We start from the raw sequence: 18,737 nt of genomic DNA, 5'->3' as shown, positions 1-18,737 counted from the left end.
CGCAGGTCAGAGGGGGTTCGCGCGAAGCTGTGCGCTCATCTGTCGACTATGGACGTGCGCTCCGGATACCGGGCCCCCACCCCGAGGTGCTCCCCGACGCGGTTCACGAGCAGCGTCATTTCATACGCGACCTGACCGATGTCGACCTCGGCCGTGCTCAGGACGCAGAGGCAGCTGCCTTCCCCCGCGGCCGTCACGAACATCACCGCTCCGTCGAACTCGATCATCGTCTGGCGCACCCTACCGGCCCCGAAGTGCCGGCCCGATCCCTTGGCGAGGCTGTGCAGACCGGACGCCACCGCGGCGAGGTGTTCGGCGTCCTCACGAGGCAGTGCCGTGCTGGCACCGGTGACCAGCCCGTCGCTGGAGAGGACCAGCACGTGCCTGACGTGTTCGACCCGGTCGATCAGGTCGTCCAGCAGCCAACTCAGTCCCGTCTTCTGGCCCATCGTCGCGCTCTCCCCGCTCCCCATGCTCCCGGCCTTCCCACCCGCCGACCGGAGACTCCTTTCCGCAAGCCTTCCCCACCCTTGGCCCCTGGGCAAGCAGGATGGCCACATGGCACAGAAGATGACCGACGAGCGGTGGAGGGCCTTCGTTTCGCAGGGCACGCGCACCGGGAAGCTTTCAACGGTTCGGGCTGACGGAAGCCCGCACATCGCACCGATCTGGTTCGTCCTGGACGGCGACGAACTGGTCTTCAACACGGGGAAGGAGACTGTCAAGGGGCGAAACCTGGCCAACGAGAAGCGTGTCGCGCTGTGTGTGGACGACGACCGGCCTCCGTTCGCCTTCGTCATCGTCCAGGGCCGCGTCAGCCTGTCGGAGGACCTCGACGAGCTGCGCCTCTGGGCCGGGCGCATCGGCGGCCGCTACATGGGCGCGGACCGTGCCGAGGAGTTCGCCGCCCGCAACGGCGTGCCCGGGGAACTCCTGGTCCGCTTGCACATCGAGAAGGTGATCGGCTACGAGGGCGTGGCGGACTGACTGATCCGGGGCGCACGCCAGGCGGTGTGCGCCCCGTCAGCCGCTCGGGTCCGGCAGCGCCGCAGGTCCCGGCCGGGAGACCGGGCTGACGCCCGGCGTCTGGCCACCCCGGGCGGGCGACCGCTCCGCCGGCCATGACCGGGCGAGGTTCCCGAACGCGCCACGGCCCCGGGGCGCGGGGCCGGACGTCGCGGTCCCGCTCGGCGGCTCAGCGCCCCAACTCCTTGCGGCTCACCCGTCGCAGCCTGCGGCGCTGGGAGGGATCCAGCGCCAGGTACGCGGCGGCGGGCACTCCCAGGACGATCAGGAGGACCGCCCAGAACGGCAGCCAGATCCACAGGATGAGTCCGACCGCCACACCACCGGCTGCGATCTTCGCTCGCTTCGACATCCGTGTCGCCTCCTTCTTCACAGCGCCTGTCGATTCCCACAGAACAGAACGACCTGATCGCCCGCGCAGTTCCGTCCCCCGACCCTGAGCCGCCCCTGAGGCCCACCCCTCATCCCACCCTGAGGGGCTCGCCCACGTCGTGCATGTGGCGCAGGGCCTGGCGGTACGACGCGATGAGCCCGGTCTCCGCGTAGGGGATGCCCACCCGCCGGCAGTGCTCCCTGACCAGGGGCTGGGCGAACTTCAGGTGCGGGCGCGGCATGCTGGGGAAGAGGTGGTGCTCGATCTGGTAGTTCAGTCCGCCGAGGAACCAGTCGGTGAGCCGGCCGCCCCGGACGTTGCGGGAGGTCAGCACCTGTCGGCGCAGGTGGCCCCAGCGCTCGCCCTCGGGGTCGGGCATCTCCATGCCCTTGTGGTTGGGGGCGAACGCCATGCCCAGGTGCAGGCCGAACAACGCCTGGTGGACGGCGGCGAAGGCCAGGGCCCTGCCCGGCGGCATGGCGCCGAACAAGAGCGCCGCGTAGCCGGCGACGTGCCCGACGAGCAGCGCCCCCTCGACCCGACGTTCCCCGGCGTTCTGCCGCCGCAGGTCCCGGAAGCCGGACACCTTGAGGGCCAGCCCTTCGAGGAGGGTCAGCGGAAAGAAGAGCCACGCCTGGTGGCGGGTGAGCCAACGCCGGAACCCCACGCGCAGCCTCGCTTGGTGACTGGTGAAGACCAGGACGTCCGCGACCACGTCGGGGTCCTTGTCGATGTGGTTCGGGTTGGCGTGGTGCCGGTTGTGCTTGTCGTTCCACCACGCGTAGCTCATGCCCAACATGAGGTTGCCGTGGACGAGGCCCACGGCCCGACCGATGCGCTTGTCGGAGGATATCTGGGCATGGCCGGCATCGTGGCCGATGAAGGCCGTGCGGGCCGACACGAGCGCCAGTGCGGGCGCGAACGCGAGGCTCCACCAGGAGTCCCCCGTGACGATCACCCCGGTGACGACGGCACCGAACAGGAGCGCGTTGACCGCGATGACCACCGTGTACCACCCCGCGCGGCGGTCGAGCAGCCCCTGGGCCCGGACGTCACGGAGCAAGGGGGTGAACTCGCTGGGTTCGGATGTCCTGTCGGGTGCGCCCGCCTGCGGTTCCACGACGGGTACAGCGGCCTCGGGCATGGGATTCTCCGGTCTACGAAGGGTTGACCTGGTGAAACGTACGGTTCGGACCCTCCGGGTGACCATGCGGCCACCACCCGTCCCCTCCGGGGGAGTTCCCTCCGGCCGTAGGGGGGTTGACCACACCCCACCCACAACGTGACGCATACCACTATTGACATTCGAGCGGAATGACGTTCGACGATCTACAATAGGCCGCTTGCCTTCTAATCAAATTTGAGGAGTGTGCCTTGGTGGTGCAGAGCATCCCCTCGACGTCGGGGGACGTGACCTCCGGTCTCGCTGGCCTGACCACGGTGTTCGTGCCCTCCGACCTTCCCGGAGCGCAGCAGGTCGCCTTCTGGTGCCCCTCGGGGGACCCGCTGCCGGACACACTCCCGGGACGGACCGCGGACCTGACCGTCGTGGTACCCCACGAGGGCGGTGCCCTCGCGGTCGACGTACCCGCGCGCATGCTCACCGTCCCCGCGGCACTGCCGTTCCTCACCCGCGCCCGTGCCCTGGACGGCGCACACCCCACCACGGCCTTCTGGGGCGGCGCGACGCTCTTGGCCCTCCACTTCGCGGCCCGGGGCCTCCTGCTGCCCGGCCTGGACCCGGACGACCACGACACCTGGCGGTTCGGCCCGCTCGGCGCCCAGGACGCCCAGCGGGTGCGCGAGTTGGCCGCCTCGATGCCACCGGCCGCCCATGCCCTGCCGGTGTACGCGGGCGAGGCACTGCACCTGCCCGAGCCCGAGGAGCACCTGTGGGCCTTCCTCGGTGCGGTGGCCGACGCGCTGCCCCGCTCCCCCGCTGCCGTGTCCGCCGCCGGTTCGGCACCCTTCGCGGCTCCCGAACGACGTCGGTTGCCCGAGCTCCGGAGCTGGGCCGCGGACGTGGCGGCAGCACATGACGCGGGGGTGCGCATCTCCCTGAGGGTGGAGGTTCCCGGGCTGACGCCGACCGATCCCGACACGGCTCCCATCGCGTTCCGTGCCGTGCTCCAGGCCCACAGCGCCGGCGATCCCACCGTGATCGTGGACGCGGCCGACATCTGGTCGGCCGCCGGTGGATCCGCGGTCCTCGGCCCCCAGGCCCGGATGGACGTGCTGCTGGCACTGCGCCGGGCCACGCGTGCCTGGACGCCTCTCGCCCCGCTGCTGTCGGCCAGCGTGCCGGACGCCGTCGACCTCATGGACGAGGAGGTCATCGACCTGCTCGGCACCGGGGCGCGTGACCTCGCCCTCGTGGGGGTGGAGGTGCACTGGCCGCGGGAGTTGGCGCACCGACTCACCACGCGTGCCGTGATCGGCCCGCCGGTGGACGCCACGGGCCGGAGCCGCGGCGAGTCCGGCGCCCCGTCCTTCCTGTCCGCCGATGCCCTGCTCGCGTTCGACTGGCGCTTCGCCCTGGGCGAGCGTCCGCTGAGCAGAGCGGAACTGGACCAACTCGCCGAGGCGAAGCGCCCGATGGTGCGGCTTCGTGACCAGTGGGTCCTCGTCGACCCCGTCGAGGCGGGACGTGCGCGGGCCCGGCAGGACCACGAGGTGTCCCCGGTGAACGCGCTCAGCGCCGTTCTGACGGGCGCCGCGGAGGTCGACGGGCAGACCGTGCGGGTGGAGGCCACGGGTTGGCTGAAGGGGCTGCGTGAACGGCTGTCCGATCCGGAGGGGATGCCCCCTGTGGACCCGCCCGAGGCGCTCGCGGCCCGCTTGCGCGACTACCAGCTGCGGGGGCTCACCTGGCTGGCCCACATGACCTCGCTGGGGTTGGGGGCCTGCCTCGCCGACGACATGGGGCTGGGCAAGACGATCACCGTGATCGCGCTGCACCTGCACCGCCAGCGGGAAGCGGAGTCCGCGGGCCCCACGCTCGTGGTCTGCCCGACGTCCCTGATGGGCAACTGGCAGCGTGAGATCGAGAAGTTCGCGCCCGGCGTCCCGGTGCGCAGGTACCACGGCGCCCAGCGCTCGTTGGAGTCGCTCGCGAACGGCGAGTTCGTCCTCACCACGTACGGCACCATGCGCCTCGACGCGGCGCGGCTCGGCAGCGTGTCCTGGGGACTGCTCGTCGCCGACGAGGCACAACACGTGAAGAACCCGTACTCGACGACCGCCAGGGAACTGCGCACCATCGGCGCGGGCGCACGGGTGGCCCTCACCGGCACCCCGGTCGAGAACAACCTCTCCGAACTGTGGGCGATCCTCGACTGGACGACTCCCGGTCTGCTCGGTCGGCTGGCCACGTTCCGCAGCCGCTACGCCCGCGCGGTGGAGTCCGGTGCCGACCCGCAGGCGGCCGAACGGCTCGGGGCGCTGGTGCGGCCCTTCCTGCTGCGCCGGCGCAAGTCCGACCCCGGCATCGCCCCGGAGCTGCCGCCGAAGACGGAGACCGACCGTGCGGTGTCCCTGACCCCGGAACAAACGGGACTGTACGAGGCGGTGGTGCGCGAGGCTCTCGCGGAGATCGCCAGTGCCGAGGGCATGGCCCGCCGGGGAATGATCGTGAAGCTGCTGACCGGGCTGAAGCAGATCTGCAACCACCCCGCCCAGTTCCTCAAGGAGGACGAGCCCCGCATCGAGGGGCGCTCCGGCAAGCTGGAGCTGCTGGACGAACTGCTCTCCTCGATCCTGGCGGAGGGTGCGGGCGTTCTGGTGTTCACCCAGTACGTGCAGATGGCGCGGCTCCTGGAGCGGCATCTCGCGGGGCGCGGGGTGGCCACCCAGTTCCTGCACGGGGGCACCCCGGTGGCGGAGCGCGAGGCCATGGTCGCCCGCTTCCAGGAGGGCGCGGTGCCGGTGTTCCTGCTGTCCTTGAAGGCCGCCGGTACCGGCCTCAACCTCACGCGCGCGGAGCACGTCGTGCACTACGACCGGTGGTGGAACCCCGCCGTGGAGGCGCAGGCCACGGACCGTGCGTACCGCATCGGGCAGACCCGGCCCGTGCAGGTGCACCGGCTGATCGCCGAGGGCACGATCGAGGACCGGATCGCGCGGATGCTGGTGCGCAAGCACGAGTTGGCGGAATCGGTCCTCAGCGGCGGCGAATCGTCGCTGACCGAACTCTCCGACGCCGCGCTGGCGGATCTGGTGACCTTGCGGGGAGGTCCGCAGTGAGTTCCGCCGGGGGGTTCGACGGAGCGTACGGGAGAAGCAGTCACCACGAGGACGCGGAGGCGGACGGTATGCGTACGAACGAGGACGGGGTCTCCCCGGCGGACGGGGAGGAGCGGACGTTCGCCACGCTGCCCCCCACCCGGGGCAGGGGTTTCGCCCTGACCTGGTGGGGCCAGGCGTGGCTCCGGGCGCTGGAGGACACCGCACTGGACCCGGGGCAGTTGAAGGCCGGGCGGGCACTCGCGCGTGCAGGTGCCGTGGGCGCGGTGACGGTGCGCCCGGGCAGGATCATCGGCGTGGTGCGGGATCGCGACGGCACCGCCCACCGGTCGGACGTGCTGATCCAGGAACTCCGGGACGACGAGTGGGACCGGCTGCTGGACATGACGGTGGACCGCGCGGCGCACATCGCCGCCCTGCTCGACCGTGACATGCCGCCCCACCTGGTCGAGGACGCGGCGACGGCGGGGGTGGAGCTCCTGCCGGGGATCGGCGATCTGGAGCCGGAGTGCGACTGCGGCGCGTGGGACCAGTGTGCGCACACGGCCGCGCTGTCGTACCAGATGGGGCGGATCCTGGATGAGGACCCCTTCGTCCTGTTGCTGCTGCGCGGACGCGGGGAGCGCAGGGTGTTGGACGAGTTGCAGGTGCGGAGCGTCCTGCGCGCAGCGGCCGAGGACCCGGGGGAAGACGCGGGCGCCGCGGTGGGCGTGGACGCCGTCGAGGCCTTCGCGGCGGGCTTCGTCCTGCCCCCGCTGCCCGAGCCGCCCGGCCTGCCCGCAAACCCGGGATCGCCGCCCGCCCTGGACGTCGAGACGAGCCCCGCGCCGGCCGTCCGGCCGGAGGCCCTGGAGTTCCTCGCGCTCCAGACGGCCCAGGAGGCCCACCGGCTGCTCGCTGAGGCGCTGTCACCGCACCACGCGGATCGGCCCGTCCCCGCCACGGCACTGGAGCAGGACGCCGTGCGACTGGCCGCGGGCGAGCCGGGCAGGGAGGCGCTGGGCCGCCTGGCGACGGCTTCCGGTCGTACCGACGAACAGCTGGCGCTGGCGGTGCGTGCCTGGCACTACGGAGGCGTCGAGGCCGTGACCGCTTGGGAGCGGGAGCACACGCTCACCCCCGAGGCACGGGCTCGGGCGAGGGCGACGGTGGACTCCGCGTGGGAGGAGGACGAGCGCCCCGCGCTGCGCAACGAGGGCAGCCGCTGGACCACGGCGGACGGACGTGCGCAACTCCGGGTCGACGGAGACGGCCGGTGGTGGCCGTTCCGGGAGGACGGCGGTCACTGGGTGCCCGCCGGAAGCGCGGCGAAGGACCCCGCGACCGCCCTCGCGGCGGCGCTCGGCACCGAGTGACGCCCCGCGCCGAGCCCCCTGGACACCGTGGTGTCGGGGCGAGGCGCGAGGCGCCGGCCTCCTCATTCACTCTTTAGAGTGCCGGAGTTATCCACATTTTCATCAACACCCACAGATGTCTCGTCGGGGCTTCCGCTCCGATCTTCGGGAGTCGTACCTTTGCAGCAGACGAGGCGACCCCTGTGGCCCTCGCAGAGCAAGAGGAGCAGCGCCGCGATGAGCGACCCCCGGATGATCACGGTCCGTCCCGAGCCGGGCGACTACGCCTGGACGTTCGGTGGCGCCGCCCCGTTCGCACGCATCACCCCCGGAACGGTGCTGGACCTCTTCACCGAGGACTGTTTCGGCGGCCGGGTGCGGTCGGACAAGGACCTCGTCTCCCAGGTGTGCGAGTTCCCCTACCTCAATCCGCAGACCGGGCCCTTCTACGTGGAGGGTGCGGAGCCCGGTGACACGGTGGCGGTGCACTTCGTGTCGATCGACCCCGCTCGGGACTGGGCGGCATCGACGACGGTGCCCCTGTTCGGAGCGCTCACCTCCACGTCCTCGACGGCCTCGTTGCAGGCGCCGTTGCCGGAGACCGTCTGGATCTGGGAGCTCGACCGGGCCCGGCGGACCGCGCAGTTCCGCGCCAAGGACAGCGACATCGCGATCGCCCTGCCGATGGAACCCATGCACGGCACCGTCGGGGTCGCACCCGCCCATCTGGAGGTGCGCTCGGCCCTGGCTCCGGGCGCGCACGGCGGGAACATGGACACCCCGGAGATGCGCGCGGGCGTCACCTGCTACCTCGGGGTCAACGTCGAAGGTGCGCTGCTGAGCCTCGGCGACGGTCACGCCCGACAAGGGGAGGGCGAGACCTGCGGGGTCGCCGTCGAGTGCGCCATGAACACGGTGGTCATCGTGGAACTGCTCAAGGGGGTGTCCACTCCCTGGCCGCGGCTCGAATCGGATTCCCACCTGATCTCCACCGGCTCGGCCCGCCCGTTGGAGGACGCCTTCCGCATCTCCCAACTCGACCTGGTGCAGTGGCTGGTGCGGGACTACGGATTCAGTGAACTCGACGCCTACCAGTTCCTCACCCAGACGGTCGAGTCGCCCGTGGCGAACGTCTGCGACACCAACTACACCTGTGTCGCGAAGATCCGCAAGGAGTGGCTGCCGGTGCGGGAGACTCACCGGGGTCTGCACACCAGACTGCGGGAGATAGCCGCCACCCTCCCCCGCTCCGACCGTTCGGCCCACTGACCCGAAGGCATCCGGCTCGGTGGCCCCGCCGCGCACCGCACTCCCGTCGCCACGTACGGGGTTGACGCACGGGTAGGGGCTCGACCGCTGCCACCAGGGTGATCACACCGTGGGCGTCGCCCACGCACCGACCGTCCCCGCTCCCCATCCATGCTCACCGCAACCGCAGAGACAGGAGAGTCATGCAACGGCCCCCGGGTGAGCCGAGCCGACGCCGCCTACTGAACCGAGCCGCCCTCGCGGCGATCCCCACGACCCTGCTCCCCTCGTCCCGTGCCTTCGCGCGCCCCCAGGCAGTCGACTACCCGACCGCGCAGCCCGCGCCCGCGAGCACGTCCAACTACACCGCGTCGAACCGCCCGAGCAGCCACGCCATCGATCGGGTCGTCGTCCATGTGACCCAGGAGACCTGGCTGGACACGCTGGCGATCTTCCAGAACCCTTCGAAGAAGGTGTCCGCCCACTACGTGGTGCGCTCCGAGGACGGGCACGTCGCCCAGTGCGTCCGCGAACGCGACATCGGCTGGCACGCGGGGAACTGGACGTACAACACACGGAGCATCGGAATCGAGCACGAGGGCTGGGTCGACCGGCCCGAGTACTTCACCGACACCCTCTACCAGAGTTCGGCCGTGCTGACCGCAACCCTCTGCGCGAAGTACGGCATCCCGCGGGACAGACGGCACATCATCGGCCACAACGAGGTGCCGGGAGCAGACCACACCGACCCGGGGCCGCTCTGGGACTGGTCACGGTACATCCGACTGGTGCAGTCGGTCTGATCCGCGTCGAGCCGCCCACCGGTGACGGAACCGGCTCGATCCAGCGGGAGGCCCGTCGAACGGACCGGCGGGTCACACCGCCGGCTCGATGTTCTGGTTGCGGCGGAAGACATTGGCGGGGTCGTAGACGGCCTTGAGCGCGGCGAGACGGTCGAGAACCGGCTTCTCGTAGAACTCGGACCGGAACTCGTCCGCGGCCCGCTCTCCGTAGACGAAGTTGAGCGAGCGGCCCACGGTCCAGGGCCGGACCGCGTCGTCGAGGCGTCGGTGCACGGCACGTACGTCCGCGAGGTTCTGCCCGTCGGGTACGGACAGGATCCGCAGGACGTACGCGGCGTCCCGGAAGCTCAGGGCGCTCGGCGTCTCGGGTGGGCGCGACAGGGCTCCGCCCAGGTGACGGAGGTCCACGATGCACCCCACGGGGGCGTCCGCACCCGCCAGTTGACGGACCGCTTCGAGGACGGCCGGGTCCAGCTCGCTCAGCAGCACGCTGTTGCCGTCGTAGGGGTGGCTGAAGTCCGGTTCCCGGTAGATGGAACCCGTCTCCCGGTAGGGCAGCTCACCGAGGTGTTCGAGGAGCACGGGAGCGACGTCCAACCAGGGGCGCACCAGATCCGGACCGCCGGTCAGGTCGGTCGTGGTGAACCGTACGTGCACCACGTGCCGACCGCGCAGGACCTCGGGAAGGGAGGGCATCGGCGGGTAGCCGATCATGCCCAGGGAAGCGGTCATGCTGTCCGGCACTCGGGACGTCCACTCACGGAAGAAGGACATCACCGCCGCGGCGTGCTCGGAGTCGAAGAACAGCCCACCACCGTAGACGCGGGAGACCGATTGGAGGTCGATCTCCAGGCTGGTGACGATGCCGAAGTTGTCGCGCCCGCCGCGGAGCGCCCAGAACAGGTCGGGCTCGCTGGCGGCCGTGACCTCGCGCAGTTCGCCGTCGGCGGTGACGACGTCGAGTGCGCGCACGTGGTCGGCCGCGTAGCCGAACTCACGGGCCAGTAGGCCCATGCCTCCGGCGAGGGTGTAACCCACCACACCGACGTGTCCGGCTGAGCCGCTGGGCGGGGCCAGTCCGTACGGTTCGGCCCGTTCGACGACGTGGTGCCAGCGCGCTCCGGCGTCGATCCGTGCGCGCCGGGTCTCCGGATCGACGGTGACCTCCGTCATCCGGTCGGTCTTCAGGAGCAGGCCGCCGCGGTCGACCACCGTAAGTCCGTGCCCGGTCGACTGCACCGCCACCGCCATCCCCCGTACGGCGGCGAACCGGACGGCAGCCCGTACGTCGTCGGCGCCGAGCGCGCAGACGATGACCGCGGGTTGGTGGCTGAACCCGGCCTGGAATCCGCGTAGTTCCTCGTCGTACCCGTGCTCACCGGGGAGGAGCACATTGCCGCGGACGTCGTCCGCCAAGTCGGAGAAGGGGTGCGGAATGTTGTCGGTGGGCATCGTCTACTGTCCTCGTCCTCGTACCGTTCGGGAGCCGTTGGACCCGGGCTCCGCTGCCTCGACCATCCTCGGCGGGAAGGTGATCAGAAGTCCAAGAGCTGGTCCTGCTCGCTCCCAGAAGCGATCCTGCTGGGCGAACGGGGACGGTCAGTCAGCGGCGTACCCGCTCCTGGGGGTGGAGTCCGCCCAGGTCAGCCGGGCATGCCGGAGGAAGGCCTTGGCCGCGGGGCCGATCGGCCCGGCCGTGCGCCAGGCGATCGCCATGCGGCCGCGCAGTCCCGGGGGGGCGAACCCGATCGCTTCGAGTGCTCCGACGTGTTCGGCGGCCAAGGACGCGGGCAGGACCGCGGGCCCGAGGCCACGCGCGGCGAGTTGGGCCAGCACCCCGGGATCACCCGTCTCCAGGGCGATGCGGGGCTCGAACCCCGCGGCGCCGCACGCCTCGTCCAGACATGTGCGGATGCCGGTGCCCCGGGGCAGGCTGATCAGGGGCCGGTCGCGCAGGGCGTCGATCGCGACCGTGCGCCGGCCGGCCAACGGATCGTCGGGGCGGACCGCGACGACGAGGGGTTCGTCCACGAAGACGTCCAGTTCCACGTCCGGCGGGGTGGTGGCGGTCAGGGCCACGACCGCCACGTCGAGCCGTCCGGTGTGGAGGCCCTCCAGCAGGGCGTCGGAGTCGTCCTCCACCAGGGTGATCTCCACGGCGGGATGGGCCTGGTGGAAGTCCGCCAGCACGCCGGGCGTGCCGAGCCCCGGGCAGGAGCGCACCGTTCCCACCGAGACGCGTCCCCGCACCAGCGCCGCGAACTCGTCGGAGACGAGCCGCACGGCGGCCACCCCGTCCAGCACCGCACGGGCGTGGCCGAGGACCGCCGCGCCCACCTCGGTCAGCCGCACGGTCCGCCCCGAGCGGTCCAGGAGTTCGTGGCCCAGCTCCCGTTCCAGTCGCCGTACCTGTGCGCTGACCCCCGACTGGGCCACGTACAGTCGTGCGGCCGCCCTGGTGAAACTCGCTTCCTCCGCCACCGCGACGAAGTACTCCAACTGCCGCAGCTCCATGACGGACAGGCTAGTACGACCGCAGTCCCGTCCCGTCACCGCCGGTGGCGGGACGGGTCAGGGGGCGGGAGGAGTGGGCTAGTAGTTCCGCCATTCGTGGCGGGTGTACTCCAGGACCGCGGGGTCCATCAGCGTGCTCGCCCGCACCTCCTGGCGACGGCGGTCGACCGGGAAGACGGTGGAGGCGCTGAGCACGGGGCCGTCCAGGAACCTCAGCCGCGGGGCGTCCGCGGCGAGGCGCAGCGGCGGTGGGGTGTCGGTGTCCGCGGTGGCGAGGAGGAAGCCCCAGTTGCCGAAGCTGGGCACGTCGACCTGGAAGGGCGTGGTGGTGTAGCCGGCCTCGGCGAGCGTTTCAGCGATCGACCAGTACGTCTTGGGGGCGAAGAACGGGGAGCCGCCCTGGACGAGCACCTGGCTGTCCGGGTTCAGAACCTTGCCGAGCAGGTGGTAGAACTCCACGCTGTACAGCTTGGCCAGTGCGGCGGTGTCCGGGTCGGGGAAGTCGATGAGGACGGAGTCGTAGCGTCGGGTGGCGTCCCGCAGCCAGTTGAAGGCGTCGGCGTGCACGGCCGTGACCCGCGGGTCGTCGAGGGCTCCGTCGTTCAGTCGGGCGAGCGGCGGGAAGGTGCGTGCCAGCCGGGTCATCGCCGGGTCGAGGTCGACGAGCGTCACGTGCTCGACGTCGTCGTAGCGCAGGACCTCCCGCAGGGCGAGTGCGTCGCCGCCGCCGAGGATCAGCACGGACGCGCGCTTCTTCGACAGGGCGGGGTGGACGAGCGCCTCGTGGTAGCGGTACTCGTCCACGGAGGAGAACTGGAGGTCGCCGTTGAGGTACAGGCGGGTGTCCGGGGACCCGGTGAACGCCCGGGAGCGGGTGATCACGATGTCCTGGTAGGGCGTGGTCTCCGCGTGGACGATCGGGTCGCGGTAGAGCTGCTGACGGGCGCTGACCTCGATCTCGTCGGCCAGGACGTACACCGTGCCGAGCACGCCGAGGACGGCGGTCATGCCCGCGAGCAGACCGATCCGCACGATGCGGCGCGTCTCGTGGCGGAAGATCCACAGCACGACGGCGACACCTGCGGTGGCGTTGACGGCGCCCACGACCAGCGCGCCCTGGAGTTGCCCGAAGGCCGGCAGGAGCAGGAACGGGAAGGCCAGTCCGCCGACCAGGGCGCCGATGTAGTCGACCGCGAACATGTCGGCGACGGCGCTGCCCGCCTCCTGCCGTTTGATCCGCTGGAGGAGCGTCATCAGCAGCGGGATCTCGGCGCCGATGAGCAGTCCGACCGCGAACGACACCACCACCATGGCGGGCATGTAGATGCGCAGCCAAGCGAACGACACGTACAGGACGAGCACCGACAGGCCGCCGACGAGGGCGAGGGTCCCCTCGATCAGGGCGAAGCCGCCGACCGCGCGTTTCTGGAGCGGTTTGGCGGCCAGCGAACCGATGCCCATGGCGAAGACCATGACGGACAGGACCACGGAGGTCTGCATCACGGAGTTGCCGATGAGGTAGCTGCCGAGCGCGGTCAGCGCCAGTTCGTAGGTCAGGCCGCAGGCTGCGCAGATGAACACCGCGAGCAGCAGCAGGAACCGTGCCCCCCGTGACGGGGGCCCGTGCGCGGGCGGCGCGGGGGCGGACGTCCGGGGGGCCGTGTCGGTGCTCATGGGGTGGTCAGGAGACGGCCGCGCCGACCATGAAGGCCGTACCCAGGTACATCGCGGCCTGGACCCAGGCCGCGGGGTGCGGGCGGTCGCCGGTGTCCTCCAGGACGACGGCGCCCAGGCGGCCCGGGGTCATCAGACCCACGATGAGGGAGATGAGCGTCATGACGGCGACCCCGGCGAGCCCGTAGAGCAGGGTGCTGGCCAGTCCGTTCCCGAGGCCCTGTTCGGATTCGCTGGCCCGGATCGACTGTTCGATGACCAGGCCGATGGCGATCGTCTGGCCGGCGAGGAGGACGGCCGCCCCGCGGTTGCGTTCGGTCCACACCACGTGGAACAGCTTGCCGGGGGTGACGAGGTCGAGGGCGATGAAGCCCACCGCCATCACCACGAAGCCGACGAGGCCGTAGAGCAGGGCGATGCCTGCCGACTCGAAGATCTCTGCCACGGTGGTGCCTTTCGCTGGGGTCGTTGAGGGGCTCGGACGGGCGGCGGTGGGCTACTTGCCGGCGCCGGGGCCCCCGCCGCGGAACTCGTTGCTGTCCGGGTGCGGCCACGTCGAGGGCAGCTTTCCGCTCCACCGCTGGTAGCCGGTGCGATAGTCCGCGATCTCGATCTGGCTGCCCCGCTGGTAGGGGGCGACGGCAACGATGTCGTCCCGGTAGCGGAGGAAGACCGTGTCGCCGGTGGTGTCCACGTCCTGTGCCGAGGTGTGGTCGTCTATCTCGTCGGCGACCTCGGACGGCAGGTCCTGCTTGTCGACGTAGCCGACGGGCACCAGCGTGTACTGCTGGGTGATCCATCGGTACGGGACGGCGTTGGTCGGCTCCGAACTGTCGGAGCAGGCGGCGAGGGCCACCGTGGCGAGGAGCGTCGCGCTGATGCGGCGTGCGGTCTTCATCGGGCCTCAAGTCGGGTGTGCGTCGCCACGATCCGGCGGCTTTGCGGATAGGTGTGCCAGGTGCGCCAGGTCAGTCCCGCGGCGAGCGGGTCCACGACCAGTGCCGTCACTGCTTCGGTGGCGCCGGGGAAGATCCCGTACAGCGCGCGGGGGTGGGTGTCGGACATCCGGCGGACCCAGGCCACCTCGTCGCTGAACTCCTCCGGGGTGAAGTCCCGTACCCGGGCGTCGAACCGGTACTCCCAGCCGTCGAACGCGCGCACCGTGTCGGGCAGGCCCCCCGTGGCGCCGGGCAGGCAGGCCACGGTCTCCCGGACGGGGCCGGCGAACACCTGGTGGGACGCACCCAGCAGTCGGAGGTGCACGTCGATGCCGCTGACCGTCAGCTCGCGCACCGCGAGGGCCTCGCGGGGATGCTGGTCGAGGGAGAAGCAGAGCTGGTCGGCGTCCGTGTCCAGGTACGGGGTGGTCAGGGCTATGCCGGAACCGTCACTCATCCGGCGCGGCCCCGCCGCACCGGTGGCACGGGTCTGTGGCGTCCGGCGCCTGCCCCGCGCACGCCCCTCAGGACGGCAGCATCGAACGTCACAGTGGCCCCCCGTGTTCACGGTCGTGTCGAATTCCCGCTGAGTATGCTACAAATCTCGGCCGTCGCCGGACGGCGGGGTCGGGTCCCCCCACTCGGCCCCCCGCCGCGCACGTCCGGTGTCGCCGGCGCCGCTCTCAGCCGTTCGTCAGCAACACTTCCAGTGCCCTCGCCGTGTCCGGGTGACGGGCGATGAGCTCCGCTCCGGCGGGAGCGGCCGGCTCCCAGGGCCCCTCGCAGCCCAGGAGTGCCGCGATCGCGGTGCAGGTCGCCGGGTGGGTGGTGAGCAGGGACGCCCCGCCCTGGGACGGCGGCAGCACGGGTGGGGCGGCCGGAGCGCTCTGCCACGGCGGCACCCAGGCGTCCAGGGCGGTGAGCTTGCCCGGGAAGGTCCGCCCCGCCTCCCGGATCAGCAACGGCGCCCGTTCGGTGCCGCCCGCGCGCAGGGTACTGATCAGGGTCGGTAGCCAGGGCAGGAGCACCGGGTCCGGTAGCCGGGCGAACGCGTTCGACACCGCCTCGACGACGAAGTCGGCGAGCTGCGGCACGGGTTCCAGTGCGTGCAGGAGCCCGCTGAGGTAGTGCGGGTAGGACGGCACCACCAGCGGGTTGTCCAGCAGGCCGTCGCAGCGGGCGCGCAGTTCGGCCCGGGAGGTCCGCCCCAGGTGCACCTCGGCCGCCCACAGCAGGGCCACCTTGGCGGGCTCCTGCGGATGGGACTGGGTGATCGCCAACTCCAACTGGTGGCGGTCACAGCCCAACGAGAGGGCCAGGCCCTCCATCCCGAACAGGAAGCCCAGCATCGCGGAGACCTGGCGGACGGTCGCGTCCTCGGCGGTGGACGCCGTGGGCAGCAGGGTGCAGTAGTGGGCGTAGCCCGTGGTGACGAAGGACTCGATCCACGGCGGCAGCATCGGGCGGGCGGTCCGGTAGTGGGCGAGGAGGCGACGTGTCCGGCGCAGTACCTCCGGTGCGCCGTCGACGCTGCGTTCGGTCGCCAGGACTTCCAGGGCGCGCCGGCCCAGTTCGTCGGCGAGCCGGTGGCCGGGCAGGTACAGGGTGGCGTCCTCGACGGCTTCGAGGACGCTCGCGGTGGTCGTCTGCGGGTCGTGGGCGACGCGTCGGAGGCGTTGTTCGAGGACCTGTTCGATGCTGACGCCCTCGTAGCCGAGTTGGATCAGTGCCCGCTGGTGGGTGCCGAGGGCGAGGTCCCAGGACTCCTGGATCGGTCGCTCGCCGAGGCGGCGTTCGCCCATGATCGGTCGGGCGGCGCCCTGCGGCATCAGTCGGTGCAGCATCCACAGCACGTCGGAGCACCGTTCCAGCTCCGGTCGCGCGGTCATGTCCAGCAGGGCCCGCTGCACTCCGCGGCGTTCGGGTTTCAGCCCCAGGGGGGCGAGCCGGTCGTGGACGTCCCGGGCGAGCGGCGGCAGCGCGTCGTAGCCGACCCGCCCGATCCGGTCGCCGCCCATGAGGATCTCCACCAGGCGGCGCACGTCGCGCCGCCCGGGCACCCGGTCCTTCTCGATGCAGGTGATCGCTGCGTCCTGGAAGTCGTAGGGCGTGGGTCTGGCCCGGTCGCGCAGGCCGGCGAGCAGGATCGAGGTCTCGAACACGGCGATGGCGTCGGCGGTGGAGGCGAGGTACCCGTTGCGGCGTGCGGAGCGCACGATCTCCACGGACCAGTCGAGCAGTTCGGCCTCGTCGAGTCCGTCGAGGACGGGCGGGCGCTGGAGGAAGCCGGAGAGCAGGTCCGGGAGCGCGTCGCCGGCTGCGGGGGTGGTCGGCGGCGGCTTGCGGGGCTGCGCCGGTCGCCGGGGTCCCGCTTGTCCCGCCAGCCGGAAGGGGCGTACCCGGGTACGACGGACGTTCTTGGCCCACTGGGTCGCGGCGATCGACACGGAACCCGCGGCGAGCCCGAACTGGGCCTCGATCGCCGCGTGGCTGGACGGGATGAGGCCGTAACTCCACGGGGTCGCGGTGCGGGGGCCGATCTCGAAGCCGTCGGTTCCGTGCACACCGAACTCCGCGACCCGGCTGGCCGCGTGGAACGCCCCGCAGACGTAGAGGCAGTCCGCGGGATCGGTCCCGGAGGCGGCGAGGTGTGCGCGCATCCGCGTCCACATGTACCGTTCGCGGTCCTCGTCGACGCGCACCCGCTCCGGGTCGCCGGGTGCCAGTCGGCGGAACAGGCTGCCGATCAGGAACATGACCTGGCGGTAGGTGTGGTGATCGCTGTCGCCGAGCGGCACCTCGACGTACTGGTGCCACCACTCCGACCAGTGGCGTACCCGCCCGTGGTGCAGCAGGTGTTCCTCCAGTTCGGCGAAGCGCGGACGGAGGTCGCCGATCTTCACCCCGACCGCGTCACCGTGCAGCGCGGCCCGTTCCTCGGCGGGCGGGGCGTCCGCGGTGCCCGGCCCCGGGGTGCGGTGGTCGCGGGCCTGCCACTGGAACACGTGGTCCGAGGAGCGGTCCACCAGCACCAGTTCGACGTCGGGTGTGTCCAGCGCGTAGGCGATCGCCTGGTACTCGGCCGACGCCTCGGTGAGCGGGGCGACCACGGACAGCGGTGCCCACGCGGCGGGGAAGCCGTCCGCCTCGCTCGCGAAGGCCTGTACCGCGACCGGCAGCGTGCAGTTGCGGAGCTCGGTCAGCAGGGGGGCCATGTCCTCGCACAGTTCCACGTACACGACCTTGGGCTGCTTCTCGCGCAGCCGCCGGGCCATCGCGGTCGCGGAGGCCGGCGAGTGGTGGCAGACGGGGAAGACCTCCAGTGGTTCGCGGACCGCGCGGTCGACGTCGTCGACGATTCCGAGGAGGATGCCCTCCAGGGCGTCGGGGCCGTCGGCGAAGGCCGTGGCGGCCTGCTGCATCTGGGTGCGCAGCGCGTCGAATCCGGTCCCCTCGTGTTCGGGGATCACGACAGCGTGGCGATCGCGTCGCGGCCGCCCTCCAGGAACGGGCTCCACTCCCCGCCCTCCTCCTTGCTCCGCGGCTCCACGACACCGTGCAGGTACTTGTTGAGGATGGCCAGGTCCTCCGGTTCGCGCCGGGCCAGCGAGCCCACCAGCGAGGAGGCGAGGGTGCGGGCCGTCAGTGCGCGCTCGCCGAAGAAGGTGCCGTGCAGGACGGCGTCCTCCAAGACGCCGATCTGTTCGGCGGTGGACAGCGCGGACTCCAGTCGTTCGTCGTCGCTGGCCGCCGCGGCGGAGGCGGCACGCAGGTCGGCGAAGCTGCGCAGCAGTACGTCGAGCAGGGTGGGCGGCACCTCCAGCTCCAGTTGGTGGCGGCGCAGCAGTTCTTCGGTGCGGAAGCGGACGATCTCCGCCTCGCTCTTCTTGTTCGTCACCACGGGGATGCGGACGAAGTTGAAGCGGCGCTTGAGCGCGGAGGACAGGTCGTTGACTCCGCGGTCGCGGCTGTTGGCGGTGGCGATCACGGAGAAGCCGGGCTTCGCGAACACGATGTTGTCGCTGTCCAGCTCGGGGACCGACAGGTACTTCTCCGACAGGATCGAGATCAGGGCGTCCTGGACGTCGCTGGTGGAGCGGGTCAGTTCCTCGAACCTGCCGATCGCGCCGGACTCCATCGCGGTCATGATCGGCGAGGGGATCATCGACTCCCGGGACTGGCCCTTGGCTATCACCATGGACACGTTCCAGGAGTACTTGATGTGGTCCTCGGTGGTGCCGGCGGTGCCCTGGACCACCAGGGTGGAATTGCGGCAGATCGCGGCGGACAGCAGTTCGGCGAGCCAGCTCTTGCCGGTTCCGGGGTCACCGATGAGGAGCAGGCCGCGGTCGGAGGCGAGCGTGACGATGGACCGTTCGACGAAACTGCGGTCGCCGAACCACTTGGGGGAGATCGCGCGGTCGAGGCCGTCGGAGCGCTCGGACCCGAGGACGAACAGTCGGACCATCTTGGGTGACAGGCGCCAGGTGAAGGGCTTGGGGCCGTCGTCGACGGACTCCAGCCAGTCCAGTTCCTCGGCGTACTTGATCTCGGCGGGGGCGCGCAACAGGTCGGACATGCGGGG

16 protein-coding genes are annotated in these 18,737 nt (G+C 71.2%); 5 read left to right on the top strand and 11 right to left on the bottom strand.

The features are described from left to right. Positions 1-35: 35 nt before the first annotated feature. On the bottom strand, positions 36-449 hold the full coding sequence (locus ACFYOU_RS22495; RefSeq protein ID WP_385493886.1) for a roadblock/LC7 domain-containing protein: 414 nt from the start codon (positions 447-449) through the stop codon (positions 36-38). Positions 450-558: 109 nt separating this feature from the next. Here ACFYOU_RS22495 and ACFYOU_RS22490 point away from each other — a divergent pair, with 109 nt between their 5' ends. Continuing rightward, entirely contained in the window at positions 559-987 is a 429-nt protein-coding gene (locus ACFYOU_RS22490) for a TIGR03618 family F420-dependent PPOX class oxidoreductase (RefSeq protein WP_391307931.1), read from the top strand. A gap of 208 nt (positions 988-1,195) precedes the next feature. Here ACFYOU_RS22490 and ACFYOU_RS22485 read toward each other — a convergent pair whose 3' ends face one another. Then, positions 1,196-1,378, bottom strand: a complete 183-nt coding sequence (locus ACFYOU_RS22485; RefSeq protein ID WP_385493734.1) for a hypothetical protein — start codon at positions 1,376-1,378, stop codon at positions 1,196-1,198. 109 nt (positions 1,379-1,487) lie between these two features. Beyond that, positions 1,488-2,543 carry a fatty acid desaturase gene (locus tag ACFYOU_RS22480; protein ID WP_391307929.1) on the bottom strand — a complete coding sequence of 352 codons (1,056 nt, stop codon included), beginning with the start codon at positions 2,541-2,543 and terminating at the stop codon, positions 1,488-1,490. Positions 2,544-2,779: 236 nt separating this feature from the next. On the opposite strand from ACFYOU_RS22480, the gene ACFYOU_RS22475 reads away from it, so the two are divergent. From ACFYOU_RS22475 to ACFYOU_RS22460, 4 genes are all read left to right on the top strand, one after another. Further along, a complete protein-coding gene (locus ACFYOU_RS22475; protein WP_391308037.1) occupies positions 2,780-5,641 on the top strand; it encodes an SNF2-related protein in 2,862 nt (953 codons plus the stop codon). Positions 5,642-5,709: 68 nt separating this feature from the next. Further along, positions 5,710-6,996: an SWF or SNF family helicase gene (locus ACFYOU_RS22470; RefSeq protein ID WP_391307928.1), complete on the top strand. Its 1,287-nt coding sequence runs from the start codon at positions 5,710-5,712 to the stop codon at positions 6,994-6,996. Positions 6,997-7,212: 216 nt separating this feature from the next. Further along, on the top strand, positions 7,213-8,244 hold the full coding sequence (locus tag ACFYOU_RS22465; RefSeq protein ID WP_389768823.1) for an acetamidase/formamidase family protein: 1,032 nt from the start codon (positions 7,213-7,215) through the stop codon (positions 8,242-8,244). A 182-nt stretch (positions 8,245-8,426) separates the two neighbouring features. Next, the gene (locus ACFYOU_RS22460) at positions 8,427-9,026 is read left to right on the top strand and encodes an N-acetylmuramoyl-L-alanine amidase (RefSeq protein WP_391307925.1); all 600 of its coding nucleotides are present in this window, start codon (positions 8,427-8,429) and stop codon (positions 9,024-9,026) included. Positions 9,027-9,098: 72 nt separating this feature from the next. Here the strand turns inward: ACFYOU_RS22460 and ACFYOU_RS22455 are convergent, their stop codons facing one another. The 8 genes from ACFYOU_RS22455 to ACFYOU_RS22420 form a co-directional block, all read right to left on the bottom strand. Next, positions 9,099-10,478: an FAD-binding protein gene (locus tag ACFYOU_RS22455; RefSeq protein ID WP_391307924.1), complete on the bottom strand. Its 1,380-nt coding sequence runs from the start codon at positions 10,476-10,478 to the stop codon at positions 9,099-9,101. Positions 10,479-10,625: 147 nt separating this feature from the next. After that, the gene (locus ACFYOU_RS22450; protein WP_391307922.1) at positions 10,626-11,540 is read right to left on the bottom strand and encodes a LysR substrate-binding domain-containing protein; all 915 of its coding nucleotides are present in this window, start codon (positions 11,538-11,540) and stop codon (positions 10,626-10,628) included. A 78-nt stretch (positions 11,541-11,618) separates the two neighbouring features. Further along, positions 11,619-13,214: a polyamine aminopropyltransferase gene (locus ACFYOU_RS22445; protein WP_391307919.1), complete on the bottom strand. Its 1,596-nt coding sequence runs from the start codon at positions 13,212-13,214 to the stop codon at positions 11,619-11,621. A 7-nt stretch (positions 13,215-13,221) separates the two neighbouring features. After that, positions 13,222-13,659, bottom strand: a complete 438-nt coding sequence (locus ACFYOU_RS22440; protein WP_391307917.1) for a DUF350 domain-containing protein — start codon at positions 13,657-13,659, stop codon at positions 13,222-13,224. A 51-nt stretch (positions 13,660-13,710) separates the two neighbouring features. Beyond that, a complete protein-coding gene (locus ACFYOU_RS22435; protein WP_389768810.1) occupies positions 13,711-14,112 on the bottom strand; it encodes a DUF4247 domain-containing protein in 402 nt (133 codons plus the stop codon). Next, complete coding sequence (locus tag ACFYOU_RS22430; RefSeq protein WP_391307915.1) at positions 14,109-14,609, bottom strand: DUF2617 family protein; 501 nt, start codon at positions 14,607-14,609, stop codon at positions 14,109-14,111. Before ACFYOU_RS22430 ends, ACFYOU_RS22435 begins: the two co-directional genes overlap by 4 nt. 226 nt (positions 14,610-14,835) lie before the next feature. Continuing rightward, positions 14,836-17,574 (bottom strand): hypothetical protein, encoded by a 2,739-nt coding sequence (locus tag ACFYOU_RS22425; RefSeq protein WP_391308035.1) that lies wholly within the window; start codon positions 17,572-17,574, stop codon positions 14,836-14,838. A 44-nt stretch (positions 17,575-17,618) separates the two neighbouring features. Then, on the bottom strand, positions 17,619-18,731 hold the full coding sequence (locus ACFYOU_RS22420) for an AAA family ATPase (protein ID WP_389768804.1): 1,113 nt from the start codon (positions 18,729-18,731) through the stop codon (positions 17,619-17,621). Between the last annotated feature and the right edge of the window lie 6 nt (positions 18,732-18,737).

The sequence above is a fragment of the Streptomyces sp. NPDC005955 genome, assembly GCF_042871255.1.
Lineage (GTDB): Bacteria > Actinomycetota > Actinomycetes > Streptomycetales > Streptomycetaceae > Streptomyces.
The sequence above is the reverse complement of the archived record's forward strand: the minus strand, read 5'-3'. Positions and strand labels throughout refer to the sequence as shown.